We start from the raw sequence: 18,916 nt of genomic DNA, 5'->3' as shown, positions 1-18,916 counted from the left end.
TCTTGAAGAACGAGGAGTATTCTGTGACTGACGCAATCGTTCCCTCGGATTGGAAGCAGGTGCCTTCTCCTCACGCCAGGGAGCGATTGCTTCTCGACGCTTTGCCCGTGACGGTTCAGCCGCCGAAACGACGTCTTCGCACGACCCTTATCCAGGCCGCAGGCTGGTCGATGATGGGGTATCTCCTCTCGCAGGTAGTACGCATCGCAAGCAACCTGGTGCTGACAAGGCTGCTGATACCGGAAATGTTCGGCATCATGGCCGTCGCCACCATGATTCAGGTGTCGGTCGCCATGTTGTCCGATCTCGGGCTCCGGCCCGCGGCCATACAGAGCCAATTTGGCGACGACCAATCCTATCTCGACACCGCGTGGACGCTGCAAATCATCCACGGCTGCCTGATCTGGTTTGCATGCGTCCTGATCGCCATCGGGATCGGGCGTGCGGCCGAGTATGGCCTGTTCCCAGCCGGATCGGTCTACACGGTCACGTCGTTGCCAGCCATCATCATGGGAATGTCATTTTGTACCGTGATCATGGGGCTGCAATCCACAAAGCTGATCACTGCGTTCCGGCACCTCAATCTCGGGCGCGTCACTTTAATCGAGATAGTGGCTCAGGTCGTCAGTCTGGCGGTCGGGATTTCGCTTGCGTGGTACACCGGCTCGATCTGGTCGTTTGTGGCCGCGACGCTTTTATCTGCGTTAACGACCACTATTCTCACTCACACATGGCTACCGGGTCAGCATAACAGCCTTTACTGGGAAGCTCCGGCGATAAGGGATCTTGTTCGGTTTGGCCGCTGGATCATGCTGTCGTCCATCCTTACGATGATAGCAGCCAATGGAGACCGTATCTTTCTCGCCGGATGGACAAGCCCCCTCATGCTTGGCTTCTACAGCCTGGCCTTCAATCTTATCTCGATGCTGGAAGGTGCCGGTGGCCGGCTGTTTTTAAACGTGGCAATGCCGGCCTTAGGCAGGATCGCAAGGGAACGTCCGGAGCAGCTCGGCTCCATGTTCTGGAAAATGCGATTGCCGCTGGATCTTGTTTTCATCGGAAGTGCGGGCGCGATCTATTCGAGTGGCACGGCAATCATCGAAGTGCTCTATGATGATCGCTATCGAGATGCTGCTCCAATTATCCAGATATTATCGTTCAGCCTTCTCATCATGCGTTTCGGTCCCCTGTCCGCGGTCTATCTCGCCGTCAATGAACCGCGTAACCAGACTGTCATGAATTTCATTCGCGCGGTCTCCAGCTTTACATGCCTGCCCCTCGGTTATTACTTGTTCGGTTTCGAGGGCGCAGTATGGGCGGCTGCACTTTACGGACTGCCCGTATTGCCGGCGATTCTTTACTTCAATCACCGTCATGGCCTCAACAATTTCCTATATGAAGCGGGTGTATTGTTGGCTTGGCCTGTCGGGTATCTGGCTGGAATTCTTGCAACGGGCATTCTCCACCACGCTGGCCCGCTGTTTTAAGAAAAGCTGTCAAAAACTTCCAGTTTTGCTATTTTTATATGTCGGCTGGCCGATTATTTGGCGCCGAGATGCCCGGATGTCGCTTGCATGCCCGCCGCAGTGCTCGTTGTCCCGAAATGCAGCGTTTTGCGTCGGAACAGGTCACGCCTCCGAAAGTTCATGGGCGGGCCGGGATCGAGCTTTAAGGGGGTCATTTTGACGTGGACGTTAACTATAAGCGGATATCCAATTCCCTATCGGAACTTAGCTTGCACCCCCCGGTAAATATTTTTATCTAGCTGCTTACTTGCGCATAGACTAAATTACGTATCTGCTGTATATTGACCTTAATAAAAGGTTGAGAGGTGTAAAGACAGTCTGCTGGCGTACTTATAGTTGCGGTCCTGAAGGGGACAATCATCCTAGACTTCAGGTAAGGGGGTAAGATGAGTTCCACACCAAGCGGCTACAGCCGTTCTCCTGCTGTGGCAGAATCCTTTCGCATTATGAATGACATCCCAAAGCTCGCCGAAAGAGATGATCGAGGCAGTGAGGGAGTAAACCACGACGGATGCCTGGTGATCATCGACGCGAGAGCGCTTGATCGCGAATGCCTTGCCAAAGCCCTTATCGGGCGTGGCCTCGAGATGGATGTCTGCGCTGTCGGCTCCATCGACGAATGGAAACTAGAAAAAGATCTCTATCCGCCTGTCCAGGCCGTTCTGTTCAATATCGGCGGCCGAAAGGCCGACGATGCCGCACTTGCGACTGACATCTCGAAATTGACGGCCGAGTTCAAGTCGCCGCCGATCATCGTGCTTTCCGACTCCGACGACCTCGCCCAGGTGGTGAAAATGTTGGAATATGGGGCTCGAGGTTTCATTCCCTCTTGCGTCGGCATCGGCGTCTGCGTGGAAGCGATCGGCTTGGCCGTTGCCGGCGGGATCTTCGTTCCGGCAAGCAGCGTCCTCTCCATGCGGCACCTGGTCACCGCTGCGACGTCGGCGGCGGAACACCGGCCACTTTCGGGAATGTTCACGCTGCGCCAGGAAGCGGTGGTCGAAGCCCTTCGCAAGGGCAAGGCCAACAAGATCATCGCCTACGAGCTCAACCTGCGGGAAAGCACGGTCAAGGTCCATATCCGCAACATCATGAAGAAGCTGAAAGCGACGAACCGTACCGAGGTCGCCTACAAACTCAATGACCTCTTCCCATACGGAGCGGCCAACTAGCCGTTCGTCGGTCGGTTGGCGGACCGACCCGAGATATCACGGCTGCGAAGTCGAGCCTTCGCAGCTGCGTGAAGGGACACCATAGAAAACCACGTCAGCGCTGACAGGGGCGTTGCCGCGGCAATGCCTCCCGGAGCGACGAACTCTCGACATGGATGTTTGTCGGCTGGCGATCGTGCATATGTCATGCACTTGGCGAAAGACATGAGAACGGCGCAGCGCGCAGGTTCCGAACATCGACAGTTTATCTGTTCATCTTCCATCTGACAGTCGGGTGATACCGGAAAGGGGTCCGGTGTGCCGCGACTGTGAGATCGCTCTCTCGTGTTCCGGCAAATCAGGTTCGGTCATCCAGGCTCGACAGATATCCCACGTGGGATGGACGAAGGAGCTAACGCGCTGGCCTTGGCAGGGCGTTCCAATTCGGATCCGGCCAGACGAAGGGGTTGCCCCCGGGGGCCGGCTGGGTTTCGGCAAAATAGCTCTGGCAGCCACCCGCCTCGTTCGGTTCGCCGACATGCACCCAGAAGCTTCGGCAGACTTTTTCGACGACGACGCGCCGGCATTCTACCATGCTCGGCGGGTGCAGGCTTTCCTGCTGCAGAAAATCTCGGGTGACCGCCCATGCAATCTTCTGCAACTCCTTAGCAAGGTCCCGGGGCACGGTCGGCGGCGCCGCGGCGCCCTCGGGCGACTGGCGATAGATTGAGGCGTAGTGGACCGCAGCTACAAAATAGACGCCTATATCGGTCAGATGGACCTCGTCGCGGAATATCCGATCGAGTTTTTCCCTGGTGCTTCCGGTAAAACCGATAATCTTCCCGTCAAGTGTCCTTTTCACCAATTCCACGAGAGCCGTTCCGGCAGGCACGACGGAAAGGTTGGCCGGTCGCCTTTCAGCTCGCAGTGTCAGCTTCACTTTCTCCGCTACGCATTGCCATACGACCGATGCGTTCGTCTCGTGTTCCAACCAGGGCTGCGGATTGTTCTTGTCGACGCCAAGCCAGGTGTGGACATAAAGGGTTCGGCCTTTCGGGTTGCCGTCGAGAAGGCGGTCGTGAAAATGGCGCAGGTAAGCAATCGCGTTTTCCCATACGATCATGTTTAGCAAATTGTGGTTTTCCGCTGCGACAACGGTGTCGTAAGGGCGCCCCGTGGTGATGCGTCGCGGGCGAAGCAGTTCCTCGATGACATCCATCTGGTCGCCGTTGCGGTTCTTCCCGTACCTATATCCGGCCCAGCTGAAATCCTGGTCGTACTCACCTCGTGTCCGATACCTCAGCGGGGATCCAATGACGATCTGCTGCTCCCAGGCAATATTTTTGCCGCGGCTTTTGGCAATCATCTCGACCCAGTTGGCCAGGGGATTATCGATCAAGCTATGTCCGGTGAAAAGAACCTGCGCGGAGTTCTGTGGGGCATCGCCCGGTGTGATTTCCTGCGAAGACGCCACGCCGGACAATAGCCATGCCAAGGACAAGATGACGGTACGCATCGCTGTCATAAGAGTTCCACCTTGAATGAGCGCGAGAACAACTTTGGCGGATGGAAATACGGCCTGGGAGCATAAACGCCGGGGCTCCTGTCCAGCATCATGCACAAAAGGCGTAGGCCTTACCGTAACGGCGATGCGGCCGTCTGGCCGAATATCCTTATGGGGAGGCGGGGCAGCACTTGCCTGACCAGCTCGCCATCACCGCGTTCTGTGGCAAGTCGAGAAAATTTTATTAAATTTATACAGTATATTTGGGTGGCGCTTCCCTGTTGCTGCAGTAATTCCTTGTGCCGAAAGCTATTCGCAATTCCTTCGACCGCTTTGCAGGCCTTTTGAAAAGCAAATCAAAGCTTTCGAGCTCCGTTGAAACTCCGGCTATAGCTTGGCCGGCCTATTTGACGTCCATGCCGAGTGTGCCGCCGTCATGGCCGGGGGCAGGGCTTGAGAACCGAATCAGGTTCCCCGTCACAGACGAATCGATCGCCCAGGGCGCAAGGTCATTCGGCCAAGGCGCGTCTCTTGTCGTAACAACCGCCCTGGATAACTCTTTGGAAACCATGTTTTGCGGCTGATCGGGGCAAGATGTGTGGCTTTAATACGTCTTCCGCCGCCGCAGTTAACCTTCTGTCAATAATTCCCTTCCCGACACATAACCGGCTATATCGCGAAGGTTAAGGAAGTCTTGCTTTATATTTGGGGGCGGAGTTGATTGCGGCACAGTTTTTATTGGGGGTTAGAGTCATGTCCGTTGAAGATCCGCGCCTGTCGAACATCTCGGAAGAAAATCTGACTGAGAATTTCTCGTCGGAAATCCAGGAAGAGATCGCAGCCTCTTCTACGCCTTCTCCGATCGAGCATGAGATCCAGGTGGCGCAGGCCGGTGATGGTCGCACCCCGACGACGGGCCGCGTCCCGACGGATCCGAACGTGCCGGCCGCTGCTCCAGCAGCCCCGGCTGCGGAAGTGACCCCGGACGTCAACAACATCGTTCATCTGGCGACGAGTGTATCGATCGACGATATCCGGGTCGACGGCGCAAACCTGATCCTGGTGCAGGCGGACGGAACCGAGATCGTCATCGTCAACGGCGCGACCAAGATCCCGACGATGCTGATCGGCGAGGTGGAGGTACCCCAGCAGGTGCTCTTCGCCGCCCTGGAAGACAGCGGCATCAACGTCGCAGCCGGCCCGGACGGATCGTTTAGCGCCAGCGGACGCCCGGACAGTTCCGGCGCTGAATTCGACGACTCGATCCAGGCGAGCCAGAACGACCCCATTCAGCTCGCTTCGCTGCTCGGCGATACGGAGTTTGGCGATGGCGGAGGGCTTGACGACCGGACGGCGGCGGACGATCAGCCGGACGCCTTCGACATGGGTTCGCCGTTCATCTTCGCCGAATCGGTTCTGGCCGATGACGTTATCGGCAACGAGACGATCACGGGCACGCTCGCTTTCGACGGTGGCGACGATTTCGGCATTGTCTCCTCGGTGAATTACCAGAGCACTTTCGACATGGTGGAAGGGACCGGCAACGGTATCACTGCGCCGCTCACGTCCGGCGGTCAGGCCGTCACGGTGTCGACCTCGGCTGATGGCCTGACGGTCACCGGCACGATCACCGTCGGCGAGACCACGGTCACCGTTTTCACGCTGACGGTCACCAACCCGATCACGGGCGCCTTCACCTACACGCAGTCGCAGCCTCTCGACCATCCGGATCTCGGTGAGATCGGTGCCGATGATGCGCTGCGACTGAACTTTACGTTCACGGTCACAGACAAGGATGGCGATTCCGATACCGGTTCGTTCTCGATCGAGATCGGTGATGACGGCCCGGTACAGCGCGAGGCGGGCAGCGCCTCGCTGAACGAAGACGATGTTTCGGCCTATCCTGCCACGGATGGCAGCGACGCTGCTAAAAAAACCGGCGACATCTCGCTCGGCATTTCCTGGGGTGCGGATGCCGATACACGCAATGGCGAAGGCGACACCTTCGGCCGCTCGGTCGGTTTTGCAAACGCTGCAGGCGCGGTTCCGGCCAATGCCGGGGGCGTTTACACAGATGCCACAGATGTTGGTCTCTCCGTCACTGGCGGGGCTCTGACCTCGGGTGGCAGCGAGCTTTATTACGTGATCACCGACCTTGGGAATGGTGGCCAGACGCTGACGGCTTATGTCGACGGCTCGGAACCAGCAGCGAAGGTATTCGAGATCTCGCTGGATCCGACCTCTGCAAATGGGTCTTATACGGTCGAGATCTTCCAGAAACTGGATCACAGCTCAGACTCGGATGCGTTGACGATCTCGTTCCAGTTCCAGGGTGTCGATGCCGACGGTGATGCCGCAGCGTCCGGCTCGGCTTTGATCACCATCGCTGACGACGCACCGGTGATCGGCGCGGCCGGCGAAGGCAGCGAAGGCAAGGTCGACGAAGGTGGCGGCAATACCGCTCAAGGTTCGCTTGGCATTTCCTGGGGAGCGGACGACGGCAATACGAGCGAGGACGGCGGCTACGACGGCACCCAGGACGCCGGAGACCGGTCCGTGGTCTTCACCCCGGGCGAGTTCTCTGACCTGCCGCCCGCAGACGGCGATGACATGCCTGCGCTGAAGGTCGGTAGCCCGGCACTTTCGACGGCTGCCGTTTCGGCATTCATGCAGGTATGGAGTGGCGAGACCGAGATCGCACTTGGGAACCTGACCTCAGGTGGCCAGCCGCTCGTCTACACGCTGTCGCCGGACGGCACGGTTCTGACGGCGGCCGACCAGGAGGGTGGACCGGTCTTCACCGTGACCCTCTCCGATACCGGCGCCGGCGGCTACACCTTCGATCTTCAGGGCGTTCTCGACCATCCCGGCCATGGCGAAACTGGCAGCGAGACCGACATTCTGACCTTCGAATTCACCTACACCGTACGTGACGGCGACGGTGACGTCGCCGAGAGCACCTTCACGGTCGACGTCAAGGACGACGTTCCGGTCGCCAACGGCAGCGCTGTTGAGGTCACGGCCGACGAGGACGATATCTCCAATTTTCTTTCGTCGGGCACGCATCCAAACGACGGAGCCGCCGACGGTTCCATCTCGGACTTCTCGCCGATCGGATGGGGCGATGCGGCGACTGTGTCCGGTTCGATCGCCTCGGTCGTCGCCTTCGGCGCGGACGGCGCGGCAGCCGGCGGCGGTTTCGGTTTTGTCGCCGATGCAACGGCCAAGATGCAGGCACTGGCCCTGACCTCGAAGGGCGGCACACTCTCCTATGCGATGATCGGCGATGCCCTGGTGGCCTATGTGAATGTCGCCGGCGGCGCCGGAATCGGTTGGGGCGACCGGCCGGTCTTCTCCCTGACCCTCGATCACGCGACCGGCGCATTTACCTACCAGCAGTACGACCAGCTCGACCACGTCGCCGGCAACGGCGAGAATACCGCCCTCAAGAGCGGATCGGGTTCGATCGCCGCCATCGACTTCGGCGCCGTGATCCAGGCGACCGACGGCGACGGCGACCAAATCGGCCTTGGCGGCAAGTTCTCGATCACCATCACCGACGACGTGCCGGTTCCGTCGATCATTGCGACGGGCGCCTCGACGACGATCGACGAGACGGTCAACAATCAATCAAACGATACCGGCAATCAGGCGGTAAGATCGCTGTTTGCGGCGGTTGCCAATGTTGGCCACGACGCCGACATGGGCAATGCGGCGATTTTTGCGCGTAACGGCGACGCTCTGGTCTCGACGTTCTTCTCCGCGCCAGGCGCCGACGAGACGACCACCAAGGTTCTTTCCCTGGAAATTGCCAGCGCCGGGCTTGATTCCGGCCTGGCGACGACCGGTGGCAAAGCGATCTTCCTGTTCCAAGAGGGCGGGTTGATCGTCGGCCGCTTCGACTCCGACGGCAACGGGACTCCGGACACCGCGGCGTTTGCGGTCGCTATCGACCAGTCCGGTCGCGTCAGCGTCGCACAATATGTATCACTGCACCAGGGCAACACGGCGACCTCCAACGAGACTGTCAATCTCGGCGGCAAGATCTCGGCGGTCGTCACCGCCACCGATTACGACGGCGACATCGTGCGGGACACGGTCTCGATCGGCAGCCATATCCGCTTTGCCGACGACGGGCCGCTGGCATCCGGCGCGAAGGTATCGTTCACGGCCGACGAGGACGACATCTCCAACCTGCTGTCGTCCGGCAATCATCCGAACGACGGAACCGCCGACGGTTCCACCTCGGACTTCTCGTGGACCGGTGTGGGCAATGCGGCGACCGTGTCCGGTTCGATCGCCTCGGTCGTCGCCTTCGGCGCGGACGGCGCGGCAGCCGGCGGCGGCTTCGGATTTGTCGCCGATGCAGCGGCCAAGATGCAGGCGCTGGCCCTGACCTCGAAGGGCGGCACGCTCTCCTATGCCATGGTCGGCGATGCCCTGGTGGCCTATGTGAATGTCGCCGGCGGTATCGACCGGCCGGTCTTCTCCCTGACCCTCGATCAGGCCACCGGCGCATTTATCTACCAGCAGTACGACCAGCTCGACCACGTCACGGGCAATGGCGAGAACACAGCCCTCAAGAGCGGATCGGGCTCGATCGCCGCCATCGACTTCGGCGCCGTGATCCAGGCGACCGACGGCGACGGCGACCATGTCGGCCTCGGCGGCAAGTTCTCGATCACCATCACCGACGACGTGCCGGAAATCGCGATCTTCACCGATGAGACGGTGACGATCGACGAAACGTCCGGCTTTCGGGACGATAACATCAACGCGGGCAGCATCGGCAGCCTGTTCGCTGGCGTTGGCAACCGCGGCGTGGACGCCGATCTCGGCGGGCCGATCTATGCCCGCGACGATGTAATCGATATCTCGGTCAAGGATGGTGCGGACGACAATGTCTCCACTGCATTGACCTTACGGATCGACGGTGGAAACGGCATCAATTCCGGCCTGGTGACCACCGACGGCGCTCCTATCTATCTGTACCTGGAGGGAGAAGTCGTGGTCGGCCGCGTTGGCGGTGCTAACGGGATGGCGGCCTTCGCGATCGCCATCGACGGTGACGGCCGCGTCAGCGTGGCGGAATATCTGTCGCTGAAGCATCCGAACAATGCCTCCTCGGACGAGGGCATCAATCTCTCCGGCAAGATCTCAGCCGTTCTGACCGCTACCGACTACGATGGCGACGTTGTCACCAAGTCGGTTTCGATCGGCGACAAGATCGCCTTCGAGGACGACGGTCCGAGTGTTGGCGGAAACGGTGCCGTATGGGTAGACGACGACAATGTCGTCGGTGCCCAGGGAAATAGCGGCGGCACGGGAGACCACGCCCTGGCAAACATCACCGGCGAACTTTCCCACGACTTCGGCGCCGACGGAGGGTCGATCGCCTGGAAGACGACGGGTGCGCCCACCGGTTTCACCTATGTGCGTGACGGCGATGCCCTGCTGGTCAAACAGGGTGCGACCACCGTCATGACGATCACGCTCGACACGGCGACCGGGGCTTATTCGGTTACCCAGAATGCGGCGATCGACCACCCAGCCGGAAACAACGAAAACGACGTGGCGTTCGACCTGACCTACACCGTGACCGACGGCGACGGCGATCGTGTCGATGGCACGTTGACGATCAATGCCGACGACGACACGCCGATCTCCAACGGTGTAATCGGCACCGGTGCAATTACCGAAAGCGCCGCAGGCGGTTCGATTGCGGGCGAGCTTTCCGCCCTGGTATCGCCGGGCGCCGATGGCATCGGTCGCTACTCGGTTGAAACCACCGGTCTGTCCTCCAGTCTGACTTCCCTGACTTCCGGCGGTGTCGCCCTTACCTATTCTGTGGTCGGCAACGCGCTTGTGGCGAAAGCCGGCGCGGTGACGATCTTCACCTTCACCGTTGATCCGGCCACCGGCCATTACGCCTTTGCGCAGACCGGTCCTCTCGACCACACCCAGACGGTGGTCATCGACGGCGCATCGATCCCGGCTGCCGCTCTCGGCGCTGTCGGCAGTCACGCCGCAGTGCCCGATGTCGGCGGCAACGATCTTGCCTTCGTGGGGCGCATGCCGGACGGCGACGCGATCATCCGCGTCAGCAATGACGGGAATAGCGCTGTCACATGGACACTGAATAATAACAACGGCGGCACAGATTATTCACTCGAAATCCCGGCCCACACCACCTGGTATGTGAATGTCGGCAATGTCACCAATCAGACGAAATTCGATCTTATCGGTGACGGCTCATCACAGAATACGACTGTCAACAACGGTCATCAGCCGATCGTCGTCATCGGCGGCGATAGCGCGCTGGCGCTCGACCTTTCCTCCGCGGTCACGGTGACTGACGGTGACGGTGACAGCGTGGCGCTCAACGGCCAGCTGATCGTGACGGTCACCGATAGCGTGCCGACGGCCGGCCCCAATGCCTCCGGAACGGTTGAGGAAGGCGGCACGGAAACCATCACCGCCGCCCTGACGGGCCTTGCCTGGGGTGCGGATGCGGGCAGCGCGCGCACGCTTTCCTTCACAGGAAGTGTCGCGACAACGGATCAAGACGGTGCTCCGGTGGCGGGGCTCAGCTCGAGCGGCCGACCGGTGACGATCGACGTCATCAATGGCGTGCTGACCGGGTTCGTCGGCTCTGCCAACCCGCCGGCGCCAGGCGATATCGTCTTTACGGCATCGCTCAATGTAGCCACTGGCGCCTACAGCTTCTCGCTGCTTCAGCCGCTCGACCATACGGCGCCGAATGCGACGAGCCAGTATCTCGACCTGGCGCTCAGCTTCACCGCAACCGACGCGGACGGCGACGCCGCCACTTCGACGGTCATTGTTCGCGTCGATGCCGCCGGAACGATCGGCTCGATCAACTATTCCAGCCTCTCCACCAGCGTCTTCGTCAACCTTGACGATGCCGCCCACATGATCGGCGGCCAGACGGTGGCTGCCGACACTGCCACCGACGGTGCCACCGTGATCGACAAGGTCGTCGGTATCGACAGCGTCTCGGGCATCGTCGATGCCCTGGGTGGTGCCGGCAACGATGTGTTGATCGGTGGCGACGAAGCCAACAAGCTCACCGGCAATGGTGGCAGTGACCATCTGGATGGCGGTCTCGGAGCCGATATTCTCGATGGCGGCGCCGGCAATGACACCTTCGTCCTCGGCGCGGATGTGACCGGTTCCGGTACCCGCAACATTCAGCGCGCCGACGGCAGCCTCATGGCAGTCAGTATCGCCGGTCTTGCCGGCACGGCAGACAAGGTCGTCGGTGGCGCAGGATACGACACGATCATCCTCGAGCGGAACGGCAAATCGGGCTTTGTGGCCGATTACAGCACGGCTCCGGATTATCTTTCCGGCATCGAAAAGATCGTCGGTACCGATGGCAACGACGTCATTCTACTGGCTGCAGGTTCCACCGCGGACGGCGGACCGATCACCATCGAAGGCGGTGCCGGCAACGACATCATCGGCGGCTCGAATTCTGCCGATGTCATCAATGGCGGTATGGGCAACGACCTGATCTTCGGCCTCGGCGGCAACGACACGATCAACGGCGGGACCGGTGGCGACACCTTCAACTATGCCATCGGCGAAGGCGTAGACACCATTGATGGCGGTGCGGATCCTGACGCTCTCCTCACTTCCGGAAACGCTACCGCGGAATCGGCAATTCTTACTGTCACCTCGACCGGTTTCACCCTGGATGTCGACGGTGATGGCATTGTCGACGTCAACGCCACCAACATCGAATCGGTGGTGCTCTATCAGGCCGAGGGTGCCGACAAGATCACGGTACGTGGCCAGGATGCAGCCGAGACGATCACGATCTCAGGCAACTCCAATCTCCTGCAGGTCTTCGGCAACGGCATACCGTCCATTTCCGGGATCAGCACATCCGAACTGACCATCGAAGGCAAGGGCGGCAATGATGCCATCAATGCCAGCAGCCTCAACACCGTTGCGCTGCCGCCGGTCGCCCTGACCCTGGATGGCGGTGCCGGCAACGACACCATCACCGGCTCGGCCGGCGCAGACACGATTCTCGGCGGCGAAGGTAACGATACGGTCCTCTACAAGGTCGGCGCCGGCGCCGACACCATCAATGGCGGCTCGGAAACCGGAGCAAGCAACCCGGACTACGACGTACTCAAGATCGCCGGTGACGCGGTTCAGCGCAGCTTCAACATCGCCAAGGCCACCAGCGGTACCGATATCGTCGCGGGCGTCAATGCCACCGACATCCTGGTCAGCTATACCGGTGCCAACGGTGCAACTGTCCGCGCCGATGAGATCGAGCGTATCGAAGTCACTCTGGGAAGCGCCGGCGACAGCATCTCTGTCGGCGACTTGAGCGGCACGGCGATCGCGCCGACGACAGTGGCGATCAACGGTGGCATCGGCAACGACACCATCGACCTGACCGGTCTGGTCGGCACCAAGGTTGAGATCAACGACGTCGACGACACCACGGGCGGCGACGTGGATACGGTGAAACTGGCCGGCAAGTGGGCTGATTACATCATCACTCGCGCACCCGACGGCACCTTCAGCTTCAGCCTTGGCGGCAACGTCGTGGCGACGGCGAAGAATATCGAGCAGTTCACCTTCATGGGTGAGAACGGCGGTCTCGGCGGCACCATCCCTGCTTTCGATCTCGTCAACGATGCGCCGATTGCCGCCGCTGACAGCGACACCGTAATCGAGGCCGGCGGCATCGCCAACGGCACGGCCGGCGACGCCTCGGCAACCGGCAATGTGCTGACCAACGACAACGACGCCGATATCTTCGACACCAAAACGGTTACTTCGATCCGGTTCGGTGCGGGCGCGGTGACAGCGGTTCCCGACAATAATGGCGACGTCCTGGTTGCCGGCACCTACGGCATGCTTACCATCCATGCGGACGGCACCTATGCCTATGCGCTGGACAACAATGACGCCGACACCCAGGCCCTTGCCCAGAACGCCAGCGTCAGCGAAGTCTTCACCTACGGCATGAAGGACGCTCACGGCCTGACTTCGACGGCCTCGCTGACGATCGCCATCACCGGCACCGGCGACGCAACGGTTGTCGACCTGAACGGCGCGGCTGCCGGAAACGGTGCGGCGACCAACGCCACGGAACAGACGCCGCAGCAGTTCGCCTGGCAGGCAAGCCTTGCGGACGTCGACTCTTCGACGCTGCAGTCGATGACGGTGACGCTTGCCAACAATCTCGACGGGGCAAGCGAGACGCTCTTCCTCAACGCGACGGCAACCGCCGCTGCCGCGGGCTTGAACGTGGGTTACAATTCAACCACTGGCGTGCTGTCGATCACCGGGTTGGCATCGATCGCCACCTATCAGACGATCCTCAAGAACATCGTCTACCAGGACAACAGCGACAACCCGGATACTTCGGTCGACCGCACCCTGACCGTTGTGGTCAATGATGGGGTTTCCGATAGCGCGCCGCAGGTTGCGACCATTCACATGATCGCCATCAACGACGCGCCGGTATTGGCCGGTACGTTGACGGCGACGGTCGCCGAGGGCAGCAGCCATGTCCTCACGTTCGCCGAGCTCGACTATGCCGATCCGGACGATGTCGATGGCGGCGTGGTCTTCCACGTCTCCGGCGTGACGCATGGAGTGATTTCCAACGATGGAGCCCCAGCGACGTCGTTCACCGCCGCCGAACTCAAGGCCGGCCTGATCACTTATACCCACGACGGTTCGGAGGGGCCGACTGCGTCCTTCTCGGTCAAGGTTGAAGACGGCAACGAGGACAACTCGGCACCCGGCACCGGCACCTTCAACTTCGCCGTGACGCCGGTCAACGATGCGCCGGTGGCAGTCGATGACGTCTACTTCATCGACGAGGACACCACCCTCTCGGGCGTCAACGTGTTGACGAATGACACGGATGCCGATGGCGATACCCTCATCAGGGTTGGCAACATAACGGTTGGGGGGCAACCTACTGCATCCGCATCGCTGGGGTCAGGTGGCGCGTTTACCTATCACGCGGGGGCAAACGAGAGCGGTTATTCGGTCATCGACTACACCGTTTCCGATGGCAATCTCACGAGCCAGGCGACAATCACCGTCAATATCCGTCCGATCGCGGACGCCGCCACCATCTCCGGCTCCGGCTCCGGCAGCGAAGGCGCTGCGGTCGCCATTGGGCTCAACATCGCCCTTGGCGACACCGACGGTTCCGAAAAGGTCACGAAGATCGAACTGTCCGGCTTCCCGGACGGTGCGACCTTCAACCAAGGTTCGCTGGTGAACGGGGTCTTGGTCATCGAGAATGCCGCGGGGGTCAATACCAGCGGCCTGACGATGACTGCGCCGCATGATTTCGCCGGTAACTTCAACCTCAGCGTTTCGGCAACCGTCCTCGACAGCGCCACGCTGTCCGACCTTGCGGTCCACACGGATACCAAGGTGTCGACGGGTTCGATCGGGATCGTCATCACACCGGTCAACGATGGCCAAGCTACGATTTCGGTCACCGATCTCACCCAGACGGCAACAGATCCGACCGTCGGCGATGTTCTGCGAGCCACGCTGGGTTCCGACCCTGACGGCACGGCGACCAACGTCGTCCACACCTGGCTGCGTGACGGCAACGACACTGGCGTAACCACGGCGGATTACACCCTTACGGCCGACGATGTCGGGCACCAGATATCGGTTCAGACCACCTATGTTGACGGTCAGAACTTCAGCGAGACGGTCACCAGCGGTGCAACCGCAGCCGTAATCACCAACAACCATGCGCCGGTTGCCGTAAACGATACGCTGTCGTTCGGTGGCGGCGCGACCCCGGCTCCAAGCGGCACGGGCTGGTCGCTCAACGCCGAGAACGGCCACTACTACAAGGTGGTTGCCGGAAACTATTCTTGGACCCAGGCAGCGACTGCTGCAGCGGCTGATGGCGGCTATCTCGCGACCATCACGTCGCAGAGCGAGCAGAACTTCATCCAGAGCGCAGGCACGCTGGGGACGAATTGGTACGTTGCCCAGAATGCCTGGATCGGCGGTTCCGACAGCGCTACCGAAGGCACCTGGAAATGGGTGACCGGTCCTGAAAGCGAGACAACGTTCTGGACCGGCGCGAGCGGTGGCACACCCGCCGGTTATGAAAACTGGAACACTGGTGAGCCTAACAACTGGGGGGCGGGAGAAGACCACGCTCAGATGATCTTCGTCGCCGGCGGCCTCTGGAATGACGGCACCAACACCACGGCGCCGAACGGCCAGTTTGGAGACTATGTCGGCTACGTCGTGGAAGTCGGCGGCGCCATCACCAATGGCGGCATATCCGAGGACGTTACCAAGACATTCGCGGTTACACTGCTGACCGCCAACGATACCGATGCCGATGGCGACGCACTGACGGTGATTTCGGTGACCAACAGTGCCGCCGGTGCTGTCGTTACTTTGAACGGCGACGGCACGATCAGCTACAACGCTTCCTCGTCTGCCACGCTGCAGGCGTTGGGTGCCGGCGAAACCGTGACAGACACCTTCTCCTACACCATCGACGATGGTCACGGCGGCACGGCAACGGCAACGGCGACGATCACGATCAACGGAGTAAACGACGCACCCGTGATCACATCTAGCGCGACCATCAGCCTTGTGGAAAACAGCAGCGCTGCCTACCAGATCGTCGCCACTGACGTCGATCACGATACGGCGCTGGTCTACTCGCTGACCGGCACCGACGCGGCATTGTTCAACGTCTCCTCGACTGGTGCCGTGACGTTCAAAAACGCGCCGGACTTTGACATTCCGGCAGATAACGGAGCCAACAACAAATACGATATCATCGTCCACGCTACCGATGGCATCGCCGACACGACTAAGGCCGTGCAGGTCTCCGTGACCGATGTCAACGAAGCCCCTGCCGTCGGGAATGAGCCATATGCTGTAGGTCGCGGGTATTCATTCACCGGAGCCGACGCCACTTACGGCAACCAGGTGATCACGCTGCCTGCGGGACTGTTCACGGACCCGGAGAACGCAGCGTTGACCTGGTCGGTAAATCTGCCTTCGGTGAAGTGGGCGTTCGACAGTTCGAGTCACACGCTGACCTTCCAGAACGACGTGCCGACCGGTGTATATGACATTGTCGTCAATGGGTCGGACGGCGTGAATACCGCTTCGCAGACGATCAAGGTTTGGGTGGCGGGGTCTACGGCGGTATCCCCGACAGCCAATGGCAATGCAAACCACCTCATTGGCGGCAACACCACTAACGATAATATCAATGGTGGCGACGGTAGTGATTTCATCCATGGTCGTGGCCGCAGTGATAATTTGTCCGGCGGCAACGGTGTGGACGTCATCTATGGTGGCGTTAACGACACCAACGGTAACGACACCATCTCCGGTGGTTCGGGTGACGACTACCTGAATGGCAACGAGGGCAACGACACCATCTACGGCGACGGTGACAACGATTGGCTCGATGGTGGGGCCGGCAACGATCAACTCATCGGCGGAACCGGAAGCGACACAATCCTCGGCGGCACCGGCAATGATACAATTTACTATGGGAGCGGCGACGGTGCGGACCGTGTGTATGGCGGCTCTGGCGACGATACACTTTACGTCGACGGAACTGGGAACAGCGATATCCTCAATGTTGTCGTTTCGAACGGTGTTATCACTCAGTTCGCCGGTGGAACGGTTCAGGATGTCGAGAACATCGCACTCTATATGTGGGACGAAGGCAGTGCTGGAGATACGCTAAGCTACAGCGGCACAGCCTCGACCGAGAATATCACCGTTGATCTTGCGGCCGGTACGGCGACAGGTTTCAACGACATCGTCGATGTGGAGAATGTTACAGGTGGCAACGGGAATGATACGCTAACGGGTACTTCGGGGACCAACACGCTGATCGGTGGCGCCGGCAATGACACGCTCATGGGCGGCGCAGGTGCAGACACGCTGACGGGCAACACAGGGGCGGATACTTTCAAGTTCGCAAGCGGCGCGTCCGCAGTTAGTATTGGCGGTAGCGGCAACGGCGGCTCCATATCGGGTTACGATGTGGTTACTGATTTCAACGTGGCCGATCATGACAAGCTTGAGTTTACAATAGCGCCCTTTGCTGTCGGCAATACTTCGGGGGTCGACGGGAACAATTCTTCCCTTACGATTAACGGTGCGACCGTGAAGTCGCATGCCATTTTAAATGGCATTATTACTTTCGATGATAGCGGCACCTACAGTTCGAGTTCGCCTCTGACGCTAGCCTCCATGTCTAACGTTGCTGCCGTGGTGCAGTATTTGCGAGCCAATGATCTGGGCAGCGCCGGTGCCACTGTAGCCTTCACAGCAACGATCAGTGGGGTTGCCCATACCTTTGTCTATCAGCAGGTTGGAAACAGCCAGAACGTTAACAACGACATCCTGATTGATCTCGTTGACGTTAATCTGGCTAGCTTGTCGGCGCTTATCTCGGCTGCTGCCGTCGATCCCATCATCCTCGATCTCGACCGCAACGGCTTCGCCTTCACATCCCTCGAAGACGGCGTGAAGTTCGACATCGATGCCGATGGCCATAAGGATCAGGTGGCCTGGACCAAGACCGACGGCATCCTTGCCTTTGACGTCGACGGCAATGGCAAGATCGACAACGGTTCGGAAATCTTCACCCCGAACTTTGCCGGTGGCGCGCATGCCGGCGGTGTGGCGGCGCTTTCGACGCTTGACGTCAATCATGACGGCAAGATCGATGCGTCCGACACCGGCTTCGACAAGCTGCTGGTCTGGCAGGATGCCAACGGCAATGGTGTCAGCGACGAGGGCGAGTTGAAGGGCCTGAACAACTACGGCATCACCGGCATTTCGCTCGATGCCGAGAGCGCGGAAGGTTATATCGACGGTCAGTCACTGTTTGCTGAGGGCTCGTTCACCTACGCAGACGGTTCGACCGGCTCCTTCGTCGAGGTCGGGTTCGACACTCTGTTCAGCGATGCGCCCGACCACGTGCTGGTCGGGACGGATGGCGACGACATCCTCGCCGCCATGCCGGGCCTGACGCAGATGACCGGCGGTGCCGGCGCGGATACGTTCGTGCTCGATCCTTCGGCCCTGCACGAACTCGACATGGCCGACATCATCACCGACTACAAGTCGAACGAAGGTGATGCGGTCGATGTTTCGAAGCTTCTCGACACCCTGCTTGGTCATCAGGCAACGGGTGAAGAGGCCGCCGCGAATGTTCGCACCACTATTGCCGGCAACGACACGACCGTCAGCGTCCAGGTCGCGACCGACAGCTGGAAGGATGTCGCCGTGCTTCAGAATCACACAGAAGCCGTCAAGATCCTCTTCGACGACGACAAGCACTCGGCCAACATCTCGCACGTATAAAGTGAAGAGTGTTGCAAGCCGGAAACCAGAGAAAAGGCGCGCAAGCGCCTTTTCTTGTTTAAGTAATGTCTTGCGAAACAATTTGAACAGCAAGCGACTGTTCTAGATTTATACAATTAGCAGACGTGGAGCGCGTGTATCGCCACACCGGAAAGAGCAGATCTCCATGTGTCCCGGCGGCTACACAGGAGGTAAATGTATACGCCTGTGGAAACGGACGGAATTATCTACTTCTGCGTCCAATCGGTTGGTTCTATGAATTTTTTGTTAAAAAACAGATGGATGGATGGTTTCCGTTTGGTAATTAACCCTAGAACGATGAATATCGGGAGCAGGCTTGG

At 59.8% G+C, this 18,916-nt stretch carries 4 protein-coding genes; 3 read left to right on the top strand and 1 reads right to left on the bottom strand.

Features of this window, described 5'->3' with window-relative positions:
- Positions 1–2: 2 nt before the first annotated feature.
- Together C5J24_RS18910 and C5J24_RS18905 are read left to right on the top strand one after the other, a co-directional pair.
- Complete coding sequence (locus C5J24_RS18910; RefSeq protein ID WP_245446702.1) at positions 3–1,487, top strand: oligosaccharide flippase family protein; 1,485 nt, start codon at positions 3–5, stop codon at positions 1,485–1,487.
- 425 nt (positions 1,488–1,912) lie between these two features.
- Positions 1,913–2,698, top strand: a complete 786-nt coding sequence (locus tag C5J24_RS18905; RefSeq protein ID WP_105403112.1) for a response regulator transcription factor — start codon at positions 1,913–1,915, stop codon at positions 2,696–2,698.
- A 391-nt stretch (positions 2,699–3,089) separates the two neighbouring features.
- Here C5J24_RS18905 and C5J24_RS18900 read toward each other — a convergent pair whose 3' ends face one another.
- Positions 3,090–4,202, bottom strand: a complete 1,113-nt coding sequence (locus C5J24_RS18900; protein WP_105419994.1) for a hypothetical protein — start codon at positions 4,200–4,202, stop codon at positions 3,090–3,092.
- 732 nt (positions 4,203–4,934) lie between these two features.
- On the opposite strand from C5J24_RS18900, the gene C5J24_RS18895 reads away from it, so the two are divergent.
- A complete protein-coding gene (locus tag C5J24_RS18895; protein WP_105419992.1) occupies positions 4,935–18,575 on the top strand; it encodes a DUF5801 repeats-in-toxin domain-containing protein in 13,641 nt (4,546 codons plus the stop codon).
- The last annotated feature ends 341 nt before the right edge of the window (positions 18,576–18,916 follow it).

It is taken from the genome of Neorhizobium sp. T25_27 (genome assembly GCF_002968565.1).
In the GTDB taxonomy this organism is placed as follows: domain Bacteria; phylum Pseudomonadota; class Alphaproteobacteria; order Rhizobiales; family Rhizobiaceae; genus Neorhizobium; species Neorhizobium tomejilense.
Note: the sequence above shows the minus strand (reverse complement) of the source record. Positions and strands in the feature narration are given on the sequence as shown.